We start from the raw sequence: 16,518 nt of genomic DNA, 5'->3' as shown, positions 1-16,518 counted from the left end.
GGTTAAAAATGTTTGATAAATTTACCGATAGGGCGAGAAAAGTGATGGCGCTTGCCAGAGAGGAAGCAAAAAGATTTAATCATGAATATATAGGGACAGAACATATATTACTTGGTTTGGTAAAAGAAGGTAGTGGTGTGGCGGCAAATGTATTACAAAATCTAGACATTGATTTGAAAAAGATACGTATGGAGGTCGAAAAGATAGTCCAGGCAGGGCCCGATCTTGTTTCTGTTGGTCAGTTGCCTTTTACTCCAAGGGTAAAGAAGGTGTTAGAATACGCTATGGAAGAGGCAAAAACTATGGGGCATAACTACATAGGGACAGAACATCAACTACTTGGACTACTCAGGGAACGCGAAGGTGTCGCGGCGCAGGTTTTACTGAATCTAGGCGTAAAACTGGAAGGTGTCAGGGAAGAAGTAATTGAGCTTCTCGGGACTGAAACAACACAGGGCACTAAAGAAAAAGATGAAAAAAAAGGCAAGTCAAAGACGCCTGCACTTGATTCCTTCGGTCGTGATCTGACCTTGCAGGCGAAGGAACAGACATTAGACCCCGTTATTGGCAGGCAGTCTATTATCGAACGTTTGATACAGGTATTAAGTCGTCGAACAAAAAATAACCCGGTTTTAATAGGTGAGGCCGGAGTAGGAAAAACGGCCATAGTAGAAGGATTAGCGCAAGCAGTGATAAGCGGAGCGGTCCCGGAGCTTTTGCGTGAAAAAAGAATAGTTGCCCTGGATTTGGCAATGATGGTTGCGGGAACAAAATACCGCGGTCAATTTGAAGAGAGAATTAAAGCCGTAATGGGAGAGGTCCGCAGAGCTAAAAACATAATTCTTTTTATAGACGAACTTCATACACTTGTCGGTGCAGGAGGGGCGGAAGGAGCGATTGACGCGTCTAATGTCCTGAAGCCGGCCCTTTCCAGAGGAGAGATACAGTGTATCGGTGCAACCACTCTCGATGAATACAGGAAATATATTGAGAAAGACGGTGCGCTCGAAAGAAGATTTCAGACGGTAGTTGTCGAGCCTCCTTCGAAAGAAGAAACCGTTGAAATATTAAAAGGTTTAAAGGACAGGTATGAAGCACACCATAAGGTCCAAATAACAGATGAGGCAATAAAAATAGCAACAGAATATGCTACAAGGTATATTACAGGAAGGTTCCTGCCTGATAAAGCAATCGATGTTATCGATGAAGCAGGCGCTCGTGTAAGATTGAAGGCAACTACACATCCTCCGGATTTAAGGCATATAGAAAAAGAGATTGGAGATTTGGAGAAGCAGAAGGATGAATCTGTGGCATTACAAGATTTTGAAAGAGCAGCGAAGCTTCGAGATAAAGCAGACAAATTGAAAAAGAAAAAAAGTGACGTAGAAAAAGAGTGGCGTGAAAATTCTACGGAGGTAGACGGTACGGTAGATGAGGCTATAATTACAGAAGTCGTCTCAACTATGACTGGCATACCTCTCAAACGTATGGAGGCTAAAGAAGCAAAGAAATTGCTTAATCTTGAGGAAGAACTTCGAAAAACGGTAATTGGACAGGAGAATGCTATAACAGCAGTAGCAAAGGCAGTGAGAAGGTCAAGGGCAGGTTTACAGAACCCAAACAGACCAAGCGCCAGCTTTATCTTCATAGGACCATCTGGAGTTGGTAAAACTCTGCTTTCAAAAGCATTGGCTAAATCTTTGTTTGGAGAAGAAGAGTCGCTGATTCAAATAGACATGTCCGAGTACATGGAGAAACATAATGTATCACGATTGATAGGCGCACCTCCGGGTTATGTCGGCTTTGAAGAGGGAGGGCAGTTAACTGAGAAAATTAGAAGACGACCTTATGCGGTGGTGCTTCTGGACGAAATAGAAAAGGCCCATTCAGATGTGTTTAACATGTTGTTACAGGTTATGGAGGAAGGCAAATTAACAGACAGCTTTGGGCGTCATATTGATTTTAGAAACGTAATCATAATTATGACTTCAAACATTGGTAGTGATATAATTAAAAACACATCGTCACTTGGATTCAAAAATGCAACCGGTGAACAATCTTATGAAGCGGTTCGAGAGCAACTTTTAGAAGCGGTTGAAAAGCATTTCCGCCCGGAGTTTATTAACAGGATAAACGATATCGCAGTATTTAAAGATCTTGCAAAAGAGGATTTGAGAAAGATTGTCGCAATTGAATTAGAAAGCATACGTTCAAGGCTTGATAACTATAACATAACTCTTACAATAACGCAGGAAGCATCTGATTTCCTTATTGACAAAAGCCATAAACCAAATTATGGAGCAAGACCACTACATCGATCCATAGAACGTTTAATAGAAGACCCTCTCTCTGAAGAAATCTTAAAAGGTAAGTTTAAAGATGGTGATTCTATAGAGGTTAAATTAGGTGAAAATGAATTGCTTTTTGAGGAAGTGACGGTTAAGGAAGAGTTAGTTGCAAGTGGTTTAGACAGTAAATAATCAATACTAATTGCGCAAATTGGGTATAAAAAAGGGGCTGCCAAGCCCCTTTTTTATTGTTTTTTAGCTTCATACTATGGCAAAATTCAGTACTATTTTTGTCTGCAGGCAATGTGGATGGAAAACGAATAAGTGGGTAGGTCGATGCTCTGGTTGTGAAGAGTGGGATTCAATGACAGAAGAGATAAATGAATCTGCATTTACACACCCCCTTCCGGAATATGATATTGAAAACCCCGTCTCTATTTCAGATATAAAGTCGGTTAGTAAGCTCAGAACTCATACTTACATCGAAGAGTTTGATAGGATTCTTGGTGGTGGTATTGTCGCGGGTTCCGCAATTTTGATAGGCGGTACACCGGGAATTGGGAAATCAACGCTCTTATTACAAGTATGCCAGAAATTCAGTGAACAGGACTACCTGTCTTTGTACGTAACAGGAGAAGAATCAACCGCGCAGATAAAATTGCGTGCGGACAGGCTCAATGTCACATCGAATAATATTTTTTTGGTTGCAGAAAACAATTTAAATGTTATTCTTGAACACATCAGAAAATTCAAACCCAAGCTCGTTATAATCGACTCAGTGCAAGCTGTGTTCAAGCCAGACCTTGAATCATCACCGGGAACAGTTTCGCAAGTCAGACAATGTGCTAATGAACTGATACAAATATCAAAAAAAACGGATTCATCTATTTTTCTGGTTGGACATGTTACCAAAGAAGGGATGATTGCCGGGCCCAAGGTTTTGGAGCACTTAGTTGATACAGTATTGTACTTTGAAGGCGAAAAATTTATGTCGTTCAGAGTACTCAGAGCTGTGAAAAATCGCTATGGGTCAACAAATGAAATAGGGATCTTCGAGATGTGTAAGAATGGGCTTCGAGAAGTTAAAGACCCTTCAGAGATATTCCTCTCAAGAACGCATAGCTTAAGCTCAGGCGCTGTAATCATTTCATGTATTGAAGGCACAAGGGCTCTGCTAGTAGAAGTACAGGCATTGGTAACCAGGTCGAGCTTTGGAATGCCGGGACGTAAAGTAACCGGCGTTGATCATAATCGAGTGACTATGATTATAGCAGTGTTGGAAAAAAGAACGGGGCTTCTTCTGGGAGGATATGATATCTTTGTAAATGTTGTTGGCGGTGTAAAAATAGATGAACCGGCGGCAGATCTTGCAATTGCAATCGCAATCGCATCCAGTTATAAGGATGTAACAATACCCGGTAACACTATCATAATAGGTGAGTTGGGCTTAGGCGGCGAAGTAAGAGGAGTGAGTCAATTTGATAGCAGGATAAAAGAAGCGGCCAGACTTGGGTTTGAAAATGCGATAATTCCAAAAGATAATTCCAAAAACTCTTCAAAAACAGAATCTCTTAAAATGGCCGAGGTCTCTTCTCTGGCAGAAGCAATTGATAAATTTTGTTAGGACTTAATTCTATGAAACAATATTTTTCATTTAAATTTATACCTTTACTTCTGTTGCTCTCTCTTGTATTTGGCTGCGACACATTTAATTCATTTAATAAAAAGACTTATAAAAAAAGTAATATAGTAGGTGCAACGGTCGATGATCATAATGCTTCTGTCGAGATACGGGAAGAAATTGATGAAAACGGAGATGTGATAAAGAAAAACTATAATCATCCCTATTATTTTACAGGAGGTGGGCTGGCGAATATCCTTTCGTCCATTTATTATACACAGAAATCAATAATTTTGGGTAGCAAAGGGAAAAAGCAATTATATAAAAAGGAAGAGCTACAGAATATTATACCTCCAATCATTAGTGCGTTTTCAATGGCCAATGATTCTCAGGATATTTTAGTTTTTTCTACTTCTGACAAGGTACTTTTGGCTGATGCTCAAAGTTATTTTAGTATGTTTATTTCAAATAACGAGCTCAACATTGTATTTAGCGATATTCTAAATAAAAAAAGTATATCTGATGGAAGGTCATTTAGAAAAAGTAATAAGAGTAAGTTTAAGGACCCGTTTGAAGTTAAGAGGAGTGGTCGCTGGAACCTTATTCCGATGGAAGGACAACGGTTTGCGCCGGGACATCAAAACTGGCTCATTATAGATTTGAGTAGTAATTTGTATGGTGTCACCGGTCGTGGTGAGGCAGTTGATAAGGTAAATGAAAATTCTCTTCAGACAGGTGGTCGAACAAGATCTATTGAAAGAAAGGTAAGGACCAGCAATAACTTCATTGAAGAGAAGCAGAAATATCAAGATGTAAGAGACAAACTGAGAGAATTAAAAGTACTCAGTGATGAAGGATTAATTTCAGAAGAAGATTATGAATTGAAAAAAAAGGACCTTTTGAATGAGTTTTAAACATATTTTATTATTTTTTGTTTTATCTATAACAATTGGCTGCACAAATCTGGATTTGAATTCTTTTATCAAGGATAATCAAGTTAAAGGCCAGAGCGACAATTTATATAATCAAGGCAAGACGTATATAAGGCTTGAAGAAGTAAAAAGTACTAAGGGCTCTGCAAAGACATTTCTTGAACATCCCAAATATTTGAACAAAGATACGTTGTCAAGCGCCCTTGCATCTATTTATTTTAAAGAAAAAGCCCTTACCGGTTTAAGTAAAGAAAAGAATGTGTTTCTGGAGAGTGAATTATTGAATTTAGCACCCCACATAACAGATGCTTTTACAAAGGCATCTCCATCGCAATACATATTAGTTTGTTCAAACTACACTAAAGGGAAACGTTTCATGAAATCGGAATTATACACCATTTTCGGATTATTCATCATTAAGGATAAATTAAATGTTGTGTTCTCAAGAATACATTATGAAGAGCTGGAAGATAAAAATTCAGATGATACAATAATATTAAATAGAAATGAAACTACATTTATTGATCCTTTCAGTATAAGGAAAAACCCATTCTGGCGATTAATTCCGCGTCCTGACCAGAAATTTAGGAAAGGGCATGAAAATTGGTTAATTATAGATTTAAAGGAAGATGCTTTTGTAAAAAAAGAAGACTATGGGAAAAAAGCAACACTTACTGAAGAGCCAGAAGTAGCTAATCCCGGTGAAACCATTTCAAATAGCCCCACTCAAGTGGTACTACCAAGAATGAGTATTAAAGACCAGCTTCTCGAGCTGAAAGAACTGGAATCTTCCGGACTTATTACCAGAAAAGACTATGAACTCAGAAAGGCATTGATCCTTGGCCAGAAACAGGAAAAGAGTATAAAAGATAAATTTAATGATCTTCGCAAGCTGAAAGAGGCCGGATTTATCAGTGATACCGATTACGATCATAAGAAAAGAGACCTGCTGGAAGAGCATGATGACGGTGAAAAGAAAAAGAATATTAAAGATATCTTGGCCGTATATCTGGAATTGAGGGATGAAGGTTTCATAACTGACGAAGATTACGACTACAAAAAAAAGAAATTATTGAAAGAATTTTAATCTGAAAAGGCCACTCTTTTTTAGCATAGTACCTATAATAGTTTTCGAAATACCTCGTTTGTCAAGCCAGCATCCCCGAACAATATTTTCCTTGCTTGCAATAATTACTGATTGCCAGATCATACTGTCCTTTGCGCAAATAGTCATTTTCCTGATTGAAATAGACGTCAGCATCTCTCAGGCATACAAACAAAGAACTTACAACAGATTTCTACTGTTTTTTGCTTGATTTGCCCTTTTTTGAGAATAATTTGTCGAACTTCGGTTATATAAAAAGAGGATTATTATAAGGGGCAGGAGCCGCCAATATCAGACATGAGGCTGGGTCAAGTCAAGCGGTTGGTGTTCAATATGCCTGTTATTTTTTTTTGAATCCTTGAGTACAAAAATGTTCTTTAACATTTTACCAACAGTGATTCTGCCAGCTTTAAATCCTCGCGTGTTGTGATTTTAATATTATCATAGCTCCCTGAAACAATCCCTACTGTATGCCCGGCTTTTTCAACCACCTCCGCGTCATCGGTAAATTCTTCATTTGTACCCTTAACCCCATCATAAGCATTAACCAGCAGATCTCTTTTAAAGCCTTGAGGTGTTTGTGCCATCCATAGATCATGCCGGGGGATGGTTTTAATGATTTCAAGATTTGAGTTGACTTGTTTCACAGTCAACTTCATAGGGCTTGCAAGAATGGCAGCGCCTTTTTCCTCCGCACTTTTAATAACAGCCTCAATTTCACCTGATTTAACCAACGGCCTCACAGCATCATGTATCAGGACTATTTCAGTGTCGGGATCTAAATGAGAAAGCCCGTTATAGATACTATCCATTCTGCGTTCGCCTCCCGTAACAATTTTAGTTACTTTGTATTCCTTAAGCGCGTCCGACCATTTTTCAATCACCGTTGACCGGTCCTTTTCATTCACAACAAAAATAATCTCTTTTACTCTTTCCAGTTTACAGAATTTTTCCAGTGTATAAAAAAAGATAGGTTTTTCACCTATCATTATAAATGGTTTTCTGACACCGGCTCCCATCCGGAGACTGAGTCCTGCCGCAGGCATTATTACAGAAACATCTGCTTCCATCATACCCTTTCATAAGGATAAAAAAGTTTTAAATACTCGTCTTGAGCAAACCTGTCCGTCATTCCTGCTATATAGTCACAAACACCCTGGTAAAGCCCTGCTTCCTCAATCCATTTCTGGTACTCAGGTGGGAGTTGCATAGGATTTTCAATAAATGCATTAAACAGCTCTTCCACGAACCGCTTTGCCTTATCGGCCATTCGCACAACTCTATAATGATTATATGCGTTTTCCTGTAAAAACTCCTGCAATTCAAGCTTCTTTTTAGATATATCTGGTGAAAAGGATACTAATCTCTCTTTACATTTCTGGACATCATCAGTCGTTTCTATTTTCATCTTTTCAATCATTTGCTGTGTATGAGTAATCAAATCAGTCACTTCCATGTCGATTAGATATTTGATGGTATGTATATTTTCCATCTCTTTCGTAAGATTGTTGTACTGCTCTCCGACCTTCTCTTTTGCGTATCTCCATAATTCTACCTCTTCCAGGCCGCTTTCCGTAATCAGTTCTGCTTTTAAACTGTCATCTATATCGTGATTGTCATAAGCTATAGAGTCCGCAATGTCCACAATCTTTGCTTCAAGAAGAGGCTGTTTACTTAAATCAAACTTAATAACATTTGGATCATCCGATAGTAATTTGTGCTTTGCAATCGATTCTCTAACCTCCCATGAAAGGTTCAAGCCGGAGAATTGTGAATATCGCTTTTCCAGGATATCAACAACACGTAAACCCTGAACGTTATGTTCAAATCCTCCATGGTCCCTCATCAATATTCTGAGCGCGTCTTCTCCTGAGTGACCGAATGGCGTATGGCCCAGATCGTGTGCCAGGGCTATTGCCTCTGAAAGGTCTTCATTTAAACATAATGCCCTTGATATACTCCTGGCAATCTGAGCGACTTCTATTGAATGGGTAAGTCGTGTGCGGTAGTAATCACCCTCATGATTTACAAACACCTGTGTTTTATATTCTAATCTCCGGAAAGCAGTGGAATGGATAATCCTGTCTCTATCTCTTTGATAAACACTTCGATATGGATGTTCATCCTCCGGATGCACTCTCCCATGCGTATGCATACTTTTCATCGCATATGGCGCGAGAGAACTATCTTCCCTTTTTTCCAACTCTTCTCTTGTCAGCATGATATTTACTCAAAGTTGTGCAAATTAAATGCAGATGTAGTGGAAGGGTTTTCGCTTGCCAACCGCTATCCTTCCAAATTGCAAAATTCTAATGCAGGAAATTAAAAACAGTTCTTCAATATTGTTCTTAAAAATTGATATTAATTGTTATCCTATTTTAAGGAATCTGCCAAGTGAAAACATCTTTTCAATTAAAAACAATCTTTCAACTCTGTATACAACTCATCGAGTGATTGTGGGACAACTTTTGTGTCAGAAATGACTGGCATAAAGTTTGTGTCACCTTGCCACCTTGGGACTATATGCAAGTGTATGTGGCCTAAAACACCGGCGCCGGCATCTTTGCCAATATTAATCCCTAAATTGAAACCATCCGGATTCATTTTTTTACTCAAGATATCCTTCACATCTCGTGTTAATGTCATAAATTCCAGCATCTCCGTATTGCTTAGTTTCGACAGATCGTCTTTATGCAGGTTTGGGGCTACCATTAAATGACCATTATTATATGGATATTTGTTTAGAATACAGAAGCACTCCTTACCTCTGTACAAAACCAGACTTTTCCGGTCTTGATCAGCTTTTATCGCCTCACAGAAAAAACAATCTTTTTCTTTTTCGCTCAAGATAAATTCCTTACGCCAGGGCGCCCAGATATTTTTCATATATAGCTCCTTACCGTAAATGAGACATTGGGTTTACCGGTACTCCACGCAAAAATATTTTGAAATGGAGTTTGTCTTGTTGCGCTTTTCCTGTACTACCGGCCTCTGCAATTCTCTGCCCCTGGTGAACGCGGTTTCCTTTCTTCACAAGGACTTTGGAGTTATAAGCATACCATGTGTATGAGCCGTCATCATGTTGAAGTACAACAACCTTGCCCCATCCATCAGGTGTCTCCGATGTCAATGCGACCACACCGCTTTTTGATGCCTTAACTGCCTGCCCGTTAACCGCCTGTATATCGATGCCTTTGTTTTTATAGCCATCTATCCATTTATCAAAACCATACAATACTTTACCCCGTAAAGGCCATTGGAATGTTTCATTTAATTTCCTGGTATAGGTTGGCGCTTTCCGTGCAGAAGCGATTTTCCCGGTAGCAACACCCGCAGGTATAATTATTTGTTGTCCGGGTTTTATATTTTCAACATTTTTGATATTATTAACTTTGATAATAGTATCAGGTAAAATTCCATGATTATGGGCTACCCGCCATATAGTATCGCCTTTTTTAATTGTATATCTTGATGCTTTATTAGTAATTGCATTTGATCTTAATGAATTTAATTCATTTTTTAATTTTGCAGGGGGGTACATGTCTGTTCTGTTATTTGCAGCACATCCTGTTAGAAAAATTATGATTAGAAACAGAATCATAAAACCGCTGATTGTTTTTGTTGCAGAAGAATTTCTCAAGTTATCATTTCCCTTTAAATAGAATCATTGTTTGCATAAAGAGCGGGCGATGGGATTCGAACCCACGACACCCAGCTTGGGAAGCTGGTATTCTACCACTGAATTACGCCCGCATTCAGAAATTATATCTGTCCAAACTTTACCATGTCAAGTATTATTGCGTCTTTGTAAAAAAGGATAAAGCCCTTATACTTGCGGCAACGCAGAGAACGGTGGTGTGTATTTTGAACCTTGATATGAATTGCGATGTTTTAATTCATTGGTAATTGCAGCAAAAACCTCACCCTTGGTTGTATTCCATATGGGTGAAATTAAGAAATCCCCATGTGTATCACCAACTAATCTCTGTACAACTATATCCGGAGAAATTATTTCTAAAAAGTCACAGGCAAGTGAAACATATTCTTCCATTTTCAACGTCTTAATTTTGCCCTTAATGTAATCATCAGCCATTGCAGTGTTCCTGGCAATGTACAGATGGTGGAGCTTAATCCCATCAATACCCATAGCGGAAACTGTTCGTGCGGTTTCCATCATATCGTTGCGATCTTCTCCGGGAAGACCAAGAATTACATGAGCACATATTTTTATATTACCTCTTTTTTTCGTGAGCATAATAGCATCTTCGAATGACTTGTAATCATGCCCACGATTTACTACCTGCAAAGTATGGTCGTGAATTGACTGTATACCATATTCAACCCATACATGATATTTTTTAGTATAACTATAAATAAGATCCAGTATTTCGTCCGTAATACAGTCAGGCCTGGTCCCGATAGAGAGCCCAATTACCTCTTTGTTCGACAACGCTTCATCATATCGGGCCTTTAGCGTATCAACATCTGCATATGTATTTGTGAACGCTTGAAAGTAAGCAATAAATTTTTCAGCACCGTATCTTTTTTTTAAATATTTTACGCCTTTTTCAATTTGTTCAGTTATGGGTGAGATGGTTTCTCGCACGTTTGGGCTAAAACTTTCGTTAGCACAGTAAGTACACCCGCCAACCCCCACCAATCCATCTCTGTTTGGACATGTAAAACCGGCATGAATTGAAACTTTATGAACCTTAACTGAAAATTTTTCCCGTAAATAGGAACTGAAAGGAAAGTATCTATGTGTTATTAACCATGTTTTCTGAGTAGTGACAGTAGTCATCTATATAATCTATCAGGTAGAGATTTAGTGTCAAAGGAAAAAGGGTATTCGCCTGTATTTTCAAGTCTTATACTGTTTTCACCATCCGACTTAATACTGTATTTTTTATCAATAAGTTGAGCGCCCGAGAAGAAAAGTTACTAAACGCGAATTACTTAAAAAATGTCTTGGTGGAAAGAAAAAAAGAAGATTTCATTATCGATAAATAATTATGGAAGTGACATCTATATGGTAATATTTTATATAGATTTACAGAACTAGATATGATGAAAGGTTTTCCTGGCTTTAAAAAGCTCATGCGAATCACATATAATTTGCAAAATTTATAAGTTAAACAATATTTGCGTTTGGATTCTGTGCCTTCTTAATGTTTTTAATTCTCCTGCTCGCTTCACGTCGACGTTTATCAGACGGCTTCTCAAAATAAGCATAACGTTTTGATTGATTTATAATACCCTCTTTGTCACACATCTTTTTAAATCTTCTAATTGCCTCACGCAAGCTCTCATTTTCAGAAATCTGAATCTTTGCCATAAGAAACCCAACTCCATTCACGATAAAATGTTATAATATTTATAAACGTGCTATACTATAGATAATCCTGTAAACCGTCAAGTAAAAAGTTAACATCATGATTATTAAAGCCTTATGAAAAACGTTCTGTAATTACTATATATTGTAATTGTCACGTTTAAAATATACTATATATCGTAAATTCAAGTTTAACTATATATGAAAAATTTTTACTAGATTCTTTTGAATTGTTTTTCAAGTTCTGATATTTTAAATTCAAGCGCTGTGGGGCGCCCATGTGGGCAAAAACCGGTAACTATATTGTCTGTTCTCTGTTCTAAAAGCGACTGGATCTCTTGTGATGCAAGCCGCTGGCCTGCTTTGACAGCACCTTTACATGCCATTACCTGGACGATTTTTCTCAAAATATTATCTGTTTCACTTTTAACTTCATCACTATCAATTTCTTCTAAAACCGTTTGAATAAGTGCATGAAAATCCAGATTTTTCAATATTTGAGGATGTGTGCGAACTGCTATTGTACTTTTTCCAAATTCTTCTATTTCTAAACCTAAAGTTTCAAACTTCTCTCTAAGGCCCATAATTGTAACAAAATCACGGGGTGCCAGTTCTATTAACTCTGGGATTAACAGTTTTTGTATTGCAAGTTTTGATGATTTAATATGTTCCCATATTTCGTGGTAAAGGACAACTTCATGCAGAGCGTGCTGATCAATTATGTTTAAACCCTCTGCAGTTTCTTCAACTATGTATGAATTATGGATTTGTATGTAAGAGGTGATCTTGCTTTCTTGTTTGAATAAAGGTTTCTCTTCTGAAGATAGCATGACGGACGGTATAGGCTCGCTTTTCTGATATGGTGCTTCCTTGTTTTTGTCTAAAGACGTCAAAAAGAAGTCAGACATAGACTTAATCACAGACTCTTTTCTTTCATCCGATAAAACGCCTTTTTCCTGTCTGTGTTGCGCCTCAGCATCTCCCGCAAATGTATTGGCAGCTTTAGTAACAGATTCGGTACCAGGGCGATTCTGTTGTCTTGTTACCTGAAATGAAGAGTGGACTTCTGTCTGCATAAGGGCTGAACGTATTGTCGCATGTAGCTGATCATGGATAAATCCCGTATTTTTAAATCTGACTTCAATCTTCGTTGGATGTACATTAACATCCACTTCTCTGCTATCAATCTGAAGAAGCAAAAAAACAATGGGTGATCTTCTGGACATCATGAAGTTTCGATAAGCGGCATTAATAGCGTGAAATATTGTATTGTCTCGAATATACCTTCCGTTAAGAAAGATAAATTGCATCTTTGAATTTGGACGATTATGGGTTGGTGGCAGGATATAACCATATATAGAGAGATCAGGTTCTTTTAAATTTATTTCAATAAGATTTCCACCTACTTCTTTTCCAAAAATGGTATTTATCCTTTCCTTCAAGTTTTTAGCAATTGGAAAGTTTAAGACATCTTTACCGTTATGAATAGCATTAAAATGGATATTTGGATACGATAACGCGTACCTTGTAACCATTTCTGTAATATGTGCCATTTCCGTTTGAGTGCTTTTGAGAAATTTACGCCTGACCGGTGTATTATAAAATAGATTTCGTACATCGATCTGCGTACCCTCTGGCGCTCCTATTTCTTTAATCTTACCAAGATTTCCTCCCTCAATATGAATCTCTGAGCCAATAAATACGTCCTTTGTTCGGGAGATGATTCTTGTCTGTGAAATTGCCCCTATGCTTGGAAGAGCTTCCCCTCGAAAACCCAGTGTATCAACAGAGAAAAGGTCATCATCACTTCTCAACTTGCTAGTGGCATGGCTTAAAAACGCGATCTCGACATCATCCCCATCCATCCCCATACCATTGTCAGTAACTTTTATAAGCTTTTTACCACCATCCTCCAGTTGTATCTCAATATGCGTTGCACCTGCATCAATAGCGTTCTCAATCAGCTCTTTTAAAACTGACGCGGGACGCTCGATGACCTCACCTGCAGCTATTTTATTTACAACGGTTTCTGGTAAAACCTTTATTTTAGACACTTAACCTTCTCCTTAACCTCTTCCATAAAATTCCTGTATCTTTCTCCCTGATAAGACACATTAATACCTCTTGATGTTTTACCCAGAATATTAATTGTTATTTTTATAAACTCGTCCGGTAGACATTCCATTACTTTCTCAGCCCATTCAATAATTGATATCCCCTCTCCCCAGAAAAACCCGACACAGTCAATTTCATACATTTCATCTGCTGATTTTAACCTGTATGCATCGAAATGATAAATCGGCAACCTACCAGTATGTTGCTTAACAATAACATAGCTCGGACTTGTGACTGCTTTTATGTCCTTCACTCCCTGGCCTTTCGCGATTCCCTTTGTGAAATGTGTTTTACCAGCGCCAAGTTGACCTGAAAGCGCGACTACGTCACCTGCTTTAAGGAGGAAGCCTACTAAGCTGCCAAGTTCGATTGTCTGCTCGATATTTCCGGTTTCAATGTAGACGGAATTATTGGAAATGGTATTTTTTGTTTTATTTAAAATGTTTATATCCTATTGGTTTTATTTTTTTTGATTACCGTATGTGTCCACAATTCTTATTCCCTTTGACTTGTCGATATAGCCAATCTTTGACAACCGTGAAGGAAAAGACTTGGATGCTAAAAGTTTCTGTGACTCTCTACCGGAAAGAGTAAAAAGCAGTTCGTAGTCCTCACCATCGTAAAGAGCATGATGAAGCGCTGAAAACCCGGTCTTGCGTGCCAGCTCCTTTGCATCTTCAGATATTGGAATTTCATCTTCATATAAAATAGCGCCAACTCTGCTCTCCTCAAGAATATGACCAAGGTCTGCCGCCAAACCGTCACTAATATCTATCATAGAGTTTATATTAAATTTTTTATTTAATAACAGACCTTCTTTCAAGCGAGGTTTGAACGTGATGTGTTTTCCTAATATTGAACCGCCTAACTCGCCGGTTATCATAAGAGCATCATCTGCCCTGGCGCCAGAGCGGGATATGGTTTTTAATCCTTCATTTCTGCCATATATAGTTACATTGACAACAAGTGTTTTTTTGCCGCTGACAATATCTCCACCTATTATTTTAATGCTAAAGGCATCGGCCATTTTATTTATACCACGGTACAATTCTCTGGCAAATTCCGTCTCAGTCTCGTGAGGAAAACAGATTGAAACCACCGCGTATTTTGCCGAACAACCCATAGCGGCAATATCGCTGATACTACAGGCAATTGATTTGCTTCCTATTTCTCCCGGCGTATTTTTTTTCAAGTCAAAATGTGTACCTTCTACCAACATATCCGTGGAAACCAGAAACATATTTTCATCATTAATCCTTATAGACGCGCAATCGTCACCAATACCAATGATAACATTCCTGTCTTTTTTTTGATTACTTTTTATCCATTTTATAAAAGAAAATTCATCCATCTTCAGTAAATATTAATGACAACTCGTTGAAATTCTTAATCTAAGTTACTACCATTTAATCAAAAAAAATTCAATAATTAATCTTCCAGATTATTTAGAAGATATTGACTGTTTGAAAATTGTGGAGAGTAATCAGGTCGTTGTTATGTGAGAGGGATATTATAGATGTGTAGATAATAATGTCGTTATTGAATAAGATAACGGTACAAGGAAAGTGAATTAAAAAACCCTGGGAAACATTTTATTCTCCCAGGGTTTTTTAATATTTAAACGATCGTGCAAATCTTTAAAGCCATTCTTCGGATAAGATTTGTCCGCCTTCAACGCTTACAACAACCTGTTTAACGGGTATCTTACGTGTAGCCTTTTCCGCACCAGATTTTGCAATCTGAGATAATCCACCACAACATGGTACCTGCATGATCATTACTGTTAATGTATTGATCTTTGAGTCATCAATTAAAGAAGCAATCTTGTCCACATAAATTTCCTGATCTGAATCCAACTTTGGACAGGCAATAGCCAGGCTTTTTCCTTTAAGGTGGTCCTTGTGGAAATCTGCCAAAGTAAAAGGTACACAGTCTGCGGCAAGTAAAATATCTCTCTCTTGAAAATAAGGTGCCTGTGGAGAAACCAGGTGTAACTGGATAGGCCACTGTTTCAGCTGAGATTGGCGTGCGCCTGTTTCATCTTCGCCCTGCGCACTGTCACTAAAATCCATTGTTTTTGATCCTGGGCAGCAATCACTCATTATTAATTCTCCTTTGCAAATTTTTCTTCTAAATCAATTATAAATTTTTCATATCTCTTCGGCAGCTCTTCTCCTACAGATGCATCTGCCGCACTACACCTCTGAAATAGTTCGCCAATCTGCCTATCAGACATTTGACGTTCTATCCATGGATATAAGATTTCATCTTCCTTTTTTATATGCTGAGTCAGCAAATCTCTGTATCCATGTAAATGCTCTTTGATCTGTGCCTTGTTTCCCGTCTCTGCACCTTCGACGACATTTTTAACATGGTTCCTTCCGGTAACATGGTCTTCGTACATAACCTTAATTATCTCCGACTTTTCGTCAACATATTTAAAAAGGATGTCCTCTTCCTTCATATGATGGAACTTATCGGCATAACCTCGTATGAAATCAATACAATTCATAATCAGCTCTTTATCTACCGTCGCACTGTTCTCGACAAAATCAGTAATAGTAGGAATTAAAGCCAGGAGCCGTTTAATCAGTACATGCTCGTCTACAAGATTTTTTACTGCAGGAGAATAATTTATCTCTTTCGGTACCACCTTTGACATGTCTACCTTCGGTTCCGGAATATCTCTATCCGGATAAACAGCTTTTTCTATTTTATACATCAAAGTAGCTTCTGTTTGTGGGTCGAGGCCATGGACCCCAACGACATCGCTAACCAGACAGCTTCCAACAGAACATGGGGCACAACCAATATTATATTCTTCCAAAATGCGCCCAACTTCCGGATATTCATCTATAACCGCCCTTATATCTTTTTTCAATATATTTTCCAAAAAAACCCCCTTCAATACATATTTGTTTTGTTTTTGTAACTATAAACTTGCTATTGTAGTTGATTACCTTATAAAATGTCAAGAATAGATTATTTTTTCTGTCATTAATAATCGTTATAACTTTTAAATATATAGAGAGAGCAGACGCATAAACTCCATTCTAGAGAAGATTAAGCCACATGCAACGCTTCATATGGTACTGGTAAACTATTAATATACTATACACAGTATG

The 16,518-nt window shown here is 38.0% G+C and carries 15 protein-coding genes and 1 tRNA gene; 4 read left to right on the top strand and 12 right to left on the bottom strand.

What is annotated here, in order from left to right; all coding sequences use genetic code 11:
• The first annotated feature begins 8 nt into the window (after positions 1 to 8).
• The 4 genes from SCALIN_RS14365 to SCALIN_RS14350 all read left to right on the top strand — a co-directional run bounded on the left by SCALIN_RS14365 (position 9) and on the right by SCALIN_RS14350 (position 5,928).
• Positions 9 to 2,480: an ATP-dependent Clp protease ATP-binding subunit gene (locus tag SCALIN_RS14365; protein ID WP_096895150.1), complete on the top strand. Its 2,472-nt coding sequence runs from the start codon at positions 9 to 11 to the stop codon at positions 2,478 to 2,480.
• A 76-nt stretch (positions 2,481 to 2,556) separates the two neighbouring features.
• Positions 2,557 to 3,912, top strand: a complete 1,356-nt coding sequence (gene radA, locus SCALIN_RS14360) for a DNA repair protein RadA (protein WP_096895149.1) — start codon at positions 2,557 to 2,559, stop codon at positions 3,910 to 3,912.
• Between the two features lie 11 nt (positions 3,913 to 3,923).
• Positions 3,924 to 4,823 carry an SHOCT domain-containing protein gene (locus SCALIN_RS14355; protein WP_096895148.1) on the top strand — a complete coding sequence of 300 codons (900 nt, stop codon included), beginning with the start codon at positions 3,924 to 3,926 and terminating at the stop codon, positions 4,821 to 4,823.
• Complete coding sequence (locus tag SCALIN_RS14350) at positions 4,813 to 5,928, top strand: SHOCT domain-containing protein (protein WP_096895147.1); 1,116 nt, start codon at positions 4,813 to 4,815, stop codon at positions 5,926 to 5,928. The genes SCALIN_RS14355 and SCALIN_RS14350 overlap by 11 nt, the downstream gene beginning before the upstream one ends.
• Positions 5,929 to 6,323: 395 nt before the next feature.
• Here SCALIN_RS14350 and ispD read toward each other — a convergent pair whose 3' ends face one another.
• The 12 genes from ispD to SCALIN_RS14290 all read right to left on the bottom strand — a co-directional run bounded on the left by ispD (position 6,324) and on the right by SCALIN_RS14290 (position 16,286).
• On the bottom strand, positions 6,324 to 7,019 hold the full coding sequence (ispD, locus tag SCALIN_RS14345) for a 2-C-methyl-D-erythritol 4-phosphate cytidylyltransferase (protein ID WP_096895146.1): 696 nt from the start codon (positions 7,017 to 7,019) through the stop codon (positions 6,324 to 6,326).
• On the bottom strand, positions 7,016 to 8,167 hold the full coding sequence (locus SCALIN_RS14340) for a deoxyguanosinetriphosphate triphosphohydrolase (protein WP_096895145.1): 1,152 nt from the start codon (positions 8,165 to 8,167) through the stop codon (positions 7,016 to 7,018). Before SCALIN_RS14340 ends, ispD begins: the two co-directional genes overlap by 4 nt.
• 191 nt (positions 8,168 to 8,358) lie before the next feature.
• Positions 8,359 to 8,832 carry an HIT family protein gene (locus SCALIN_RS14335; RefSeq protein ID WP_096895144.1) on the bottom strand — a complete coding sequence of 158 codons (474 nt, stop codon included), beginning with the start codon at positions 8,830 to 8,832 and terminating at the stop codon, positions 8,359 to 8,361.
• A gap of 10 nt (positions 8,833 to 8,842) precedes the next feature.
• Entirely contained in the window at positions 8,843 to 9,586 is a 744-nt protein-coding gene (locus SCALIN_RS14330) for a peptidoglycan DD-metalloendopeptidase family protein (protein ID WP_096895143.1), read from the bottom strand.
• A gap of 41 nt (positions 9,587 to 9,627) precedes the next feature.
• A tRNA-Gly gene (locus SCALIN_RS14325) sits at positions 9,628 to 9,699 on the bottom strand.
• A 73-nt stretch (positions 9,700 to 9,772) separates the two neighbouring features.
• On the bottom strand, positions 9,773 to 10,747 hold the full coding sequence (mnmL, locus tag SCALIN_RS14320; protein ID WP_096895142.1) for a tRNA modification radical SAM protein MnmL/YtqA: 975 nt from the start codon (positions 10,745 to 10,747) through the stop codon (positions 9,773 to 9,775).
• Positions 10,748 to 11,077: 330 nt separating this feature from the next.
• On the bottom strand, positions 11,078 to 11,281 hold the full coding sequence (gene rpsU / locus SCALIN_RS14315) for a 30S ribosomal protein S21 (protein ID WP_096895141.1): 204 nt from the start codon (positions 11,279 to 11,281) through the stop codon (positions 11,078 to 11,080).
• A gap of 212 nt (positions 11,282 to 11,493) precedes the next feature.
• Positions 11,494 to 13,332 (bottom strand): DNA mismatch repair endonuclease MutL, encoded by a 1,839-nt coding sequence (gene mutL, locus SCALIN_RS14310; protein ID WP_096895140.1) that lies wholly within the window; start codon positions 13,330 to 13,332, stop codon positions 11,494 to 11,496.
• Complete coding sequence (gene tsaE, locus SCALIN_RS14305) at positions 13,320 to 13,775, bottom strand: tRNA (adenosine(37)-N6)-threonylcarbamoyltransferase complex ATPase subunit type 1 TsaE (RefSeq protein ID WP_338140391.1); 456 nt, start codon at positions 13,773 to 13,775, stop codon at positions 13,320 to 13,322. The genes mutL and tsaE overlap by 13 nt, the downstream gene beginning before the upstream one ends.
• 78 nt (positions 13,776 to 13,853) lie before the next feature.
• Complete coding sequence (gene thiL / locus SCALIN_RS14300; protein WP_096895138.1) at positions 13,854 to 14,744, bottom strand: thiamine-phosphate kinase; 891 nt, start codon at positions 14,742 to 14,744, stop codon at positions 13,854 to 13,856.
• A gap of 286 nt (positions 14,745 to 15,030) precedes the next feature.
• Positions 15,031 to 15,495 carry a 4Fe-4S ferredoxin gene (locus SCALIN_RS14295; RefSeq protein ID WP_096895137.1) on the bottom strand — a complete coding sequence of 155 codons (465 nt, stop codon included), beginning with the start codon at positions 15,493 to 15,495 and terminating at the stop codon, positions 15,031 to 15,033.
• A 2-nt stretch (positions 15,496 to 15,497) separates the two neighbouring features.
• Positions 15,498 to 16,286, bottom strand: coding sequence for a hemerythrin domain-containing protein (locus tag SCALIN_RS14290; protein ID WP_096895136.1), 789 nt, complete (start codon positions 16,284 to 16,286; stop codon positions 15,498 to 15,500).
• Positions 16,287 to 16,518 lie beyond the last annotated feature (232 nt).

The organism is Candidatus Scalindua japonica, assembly GCF_002443295.1.
In the GTDB taxonomy this organism is placed as follows: domain Bacteria; phylum Planctomycetota; class Brocadiia; order Brocadiales; family Scalinduaceae; genus Scalindua; species Scalindua japonica.
Note: the sequence above shows the minus strand (reverse complement) of the source record. Positions and strands in the feature narration are given on the sequence as shown.

Excerpts from the sequence above, each read along its gene's own strand:
- SCALIN_RS14365 (WP_096895150.1), top strand. The coding sequence starts at position 9 with ATGTTTGATAAATTTACCGATAGGGCGAGAAAAGTGATGGCGCTTGCC.
- mnmL (WP_096895142.1), bottom strand. The coding sequence starts at position 10,747 with ATGACTACTGTCACTACTCAGAAAACATGGTTAATAACACATAGATAC.
- SCALIN_RS14340 (WP_096895145.1), bottom strand. The coding sequence starts at position 8,167 with ATGCTGACAAGAGAAGAGTTGGAAAAAAGGGAAGATAGTTCTCTCGCG.
- SCALIN_RS14350 (WP_096895147.1), top strand. The coding sequence starts at position 4,813 with ATGAGTTTTAAACATATTTTATTATTTTTTGTTTTATCTATAACAATT.
- thiL (WP_096895138.1), bottom strand. The coding sequence starts at position 14,744 with ATGGATGAATTTTCTTTTATAAAATGGATAAAAAGTAATCAAAAAAAA.
- SCALIN_RS14295 (WP_096895137.1), bottom strand. The coding sequence starts at position 15,495 with ATGAGTGATTGCTGCCCAGGATCAAAAACAATGGATTTTAGTGACAGT.
- radA (WP_096895149.1), top strand. The coding sequence starts at position 2,557 with ATGGCAAAATTCAGTACTATTTTTGTCTGCAGGCAATGTGGATGGAAA.
- SCALIN_RS14355 (WP_096895148.1), top strand. The coding sequence starts at position 3,924 with ATGAAACAATATTTTTCATTTAAATTTATACCTTTACTTCTGTTGCTC.
- SCALIN_RS14335 (WP_096895144.1), bottom strand. The coding sequence starts at position 8,832 with ATGAAAAATATCTGGGCGCCCTGGCGTAAGGAATTTATCTTGAGCGAA.
- ispD (WP_096895146.1), bottom strand. The coding sequence starts at position 7,019 with ATGATGGAAGCAGATGTTTCTGTAATAATGCCTGCGGCAGGACTCAGT.
- rpsU (WP_096895141.1), bottom strand. The coding sequence starts at position 11,281 with ATGGCAAAGATTCAGATTTCTGAAAATGAGAGCTTGCGTGAGGCAATT.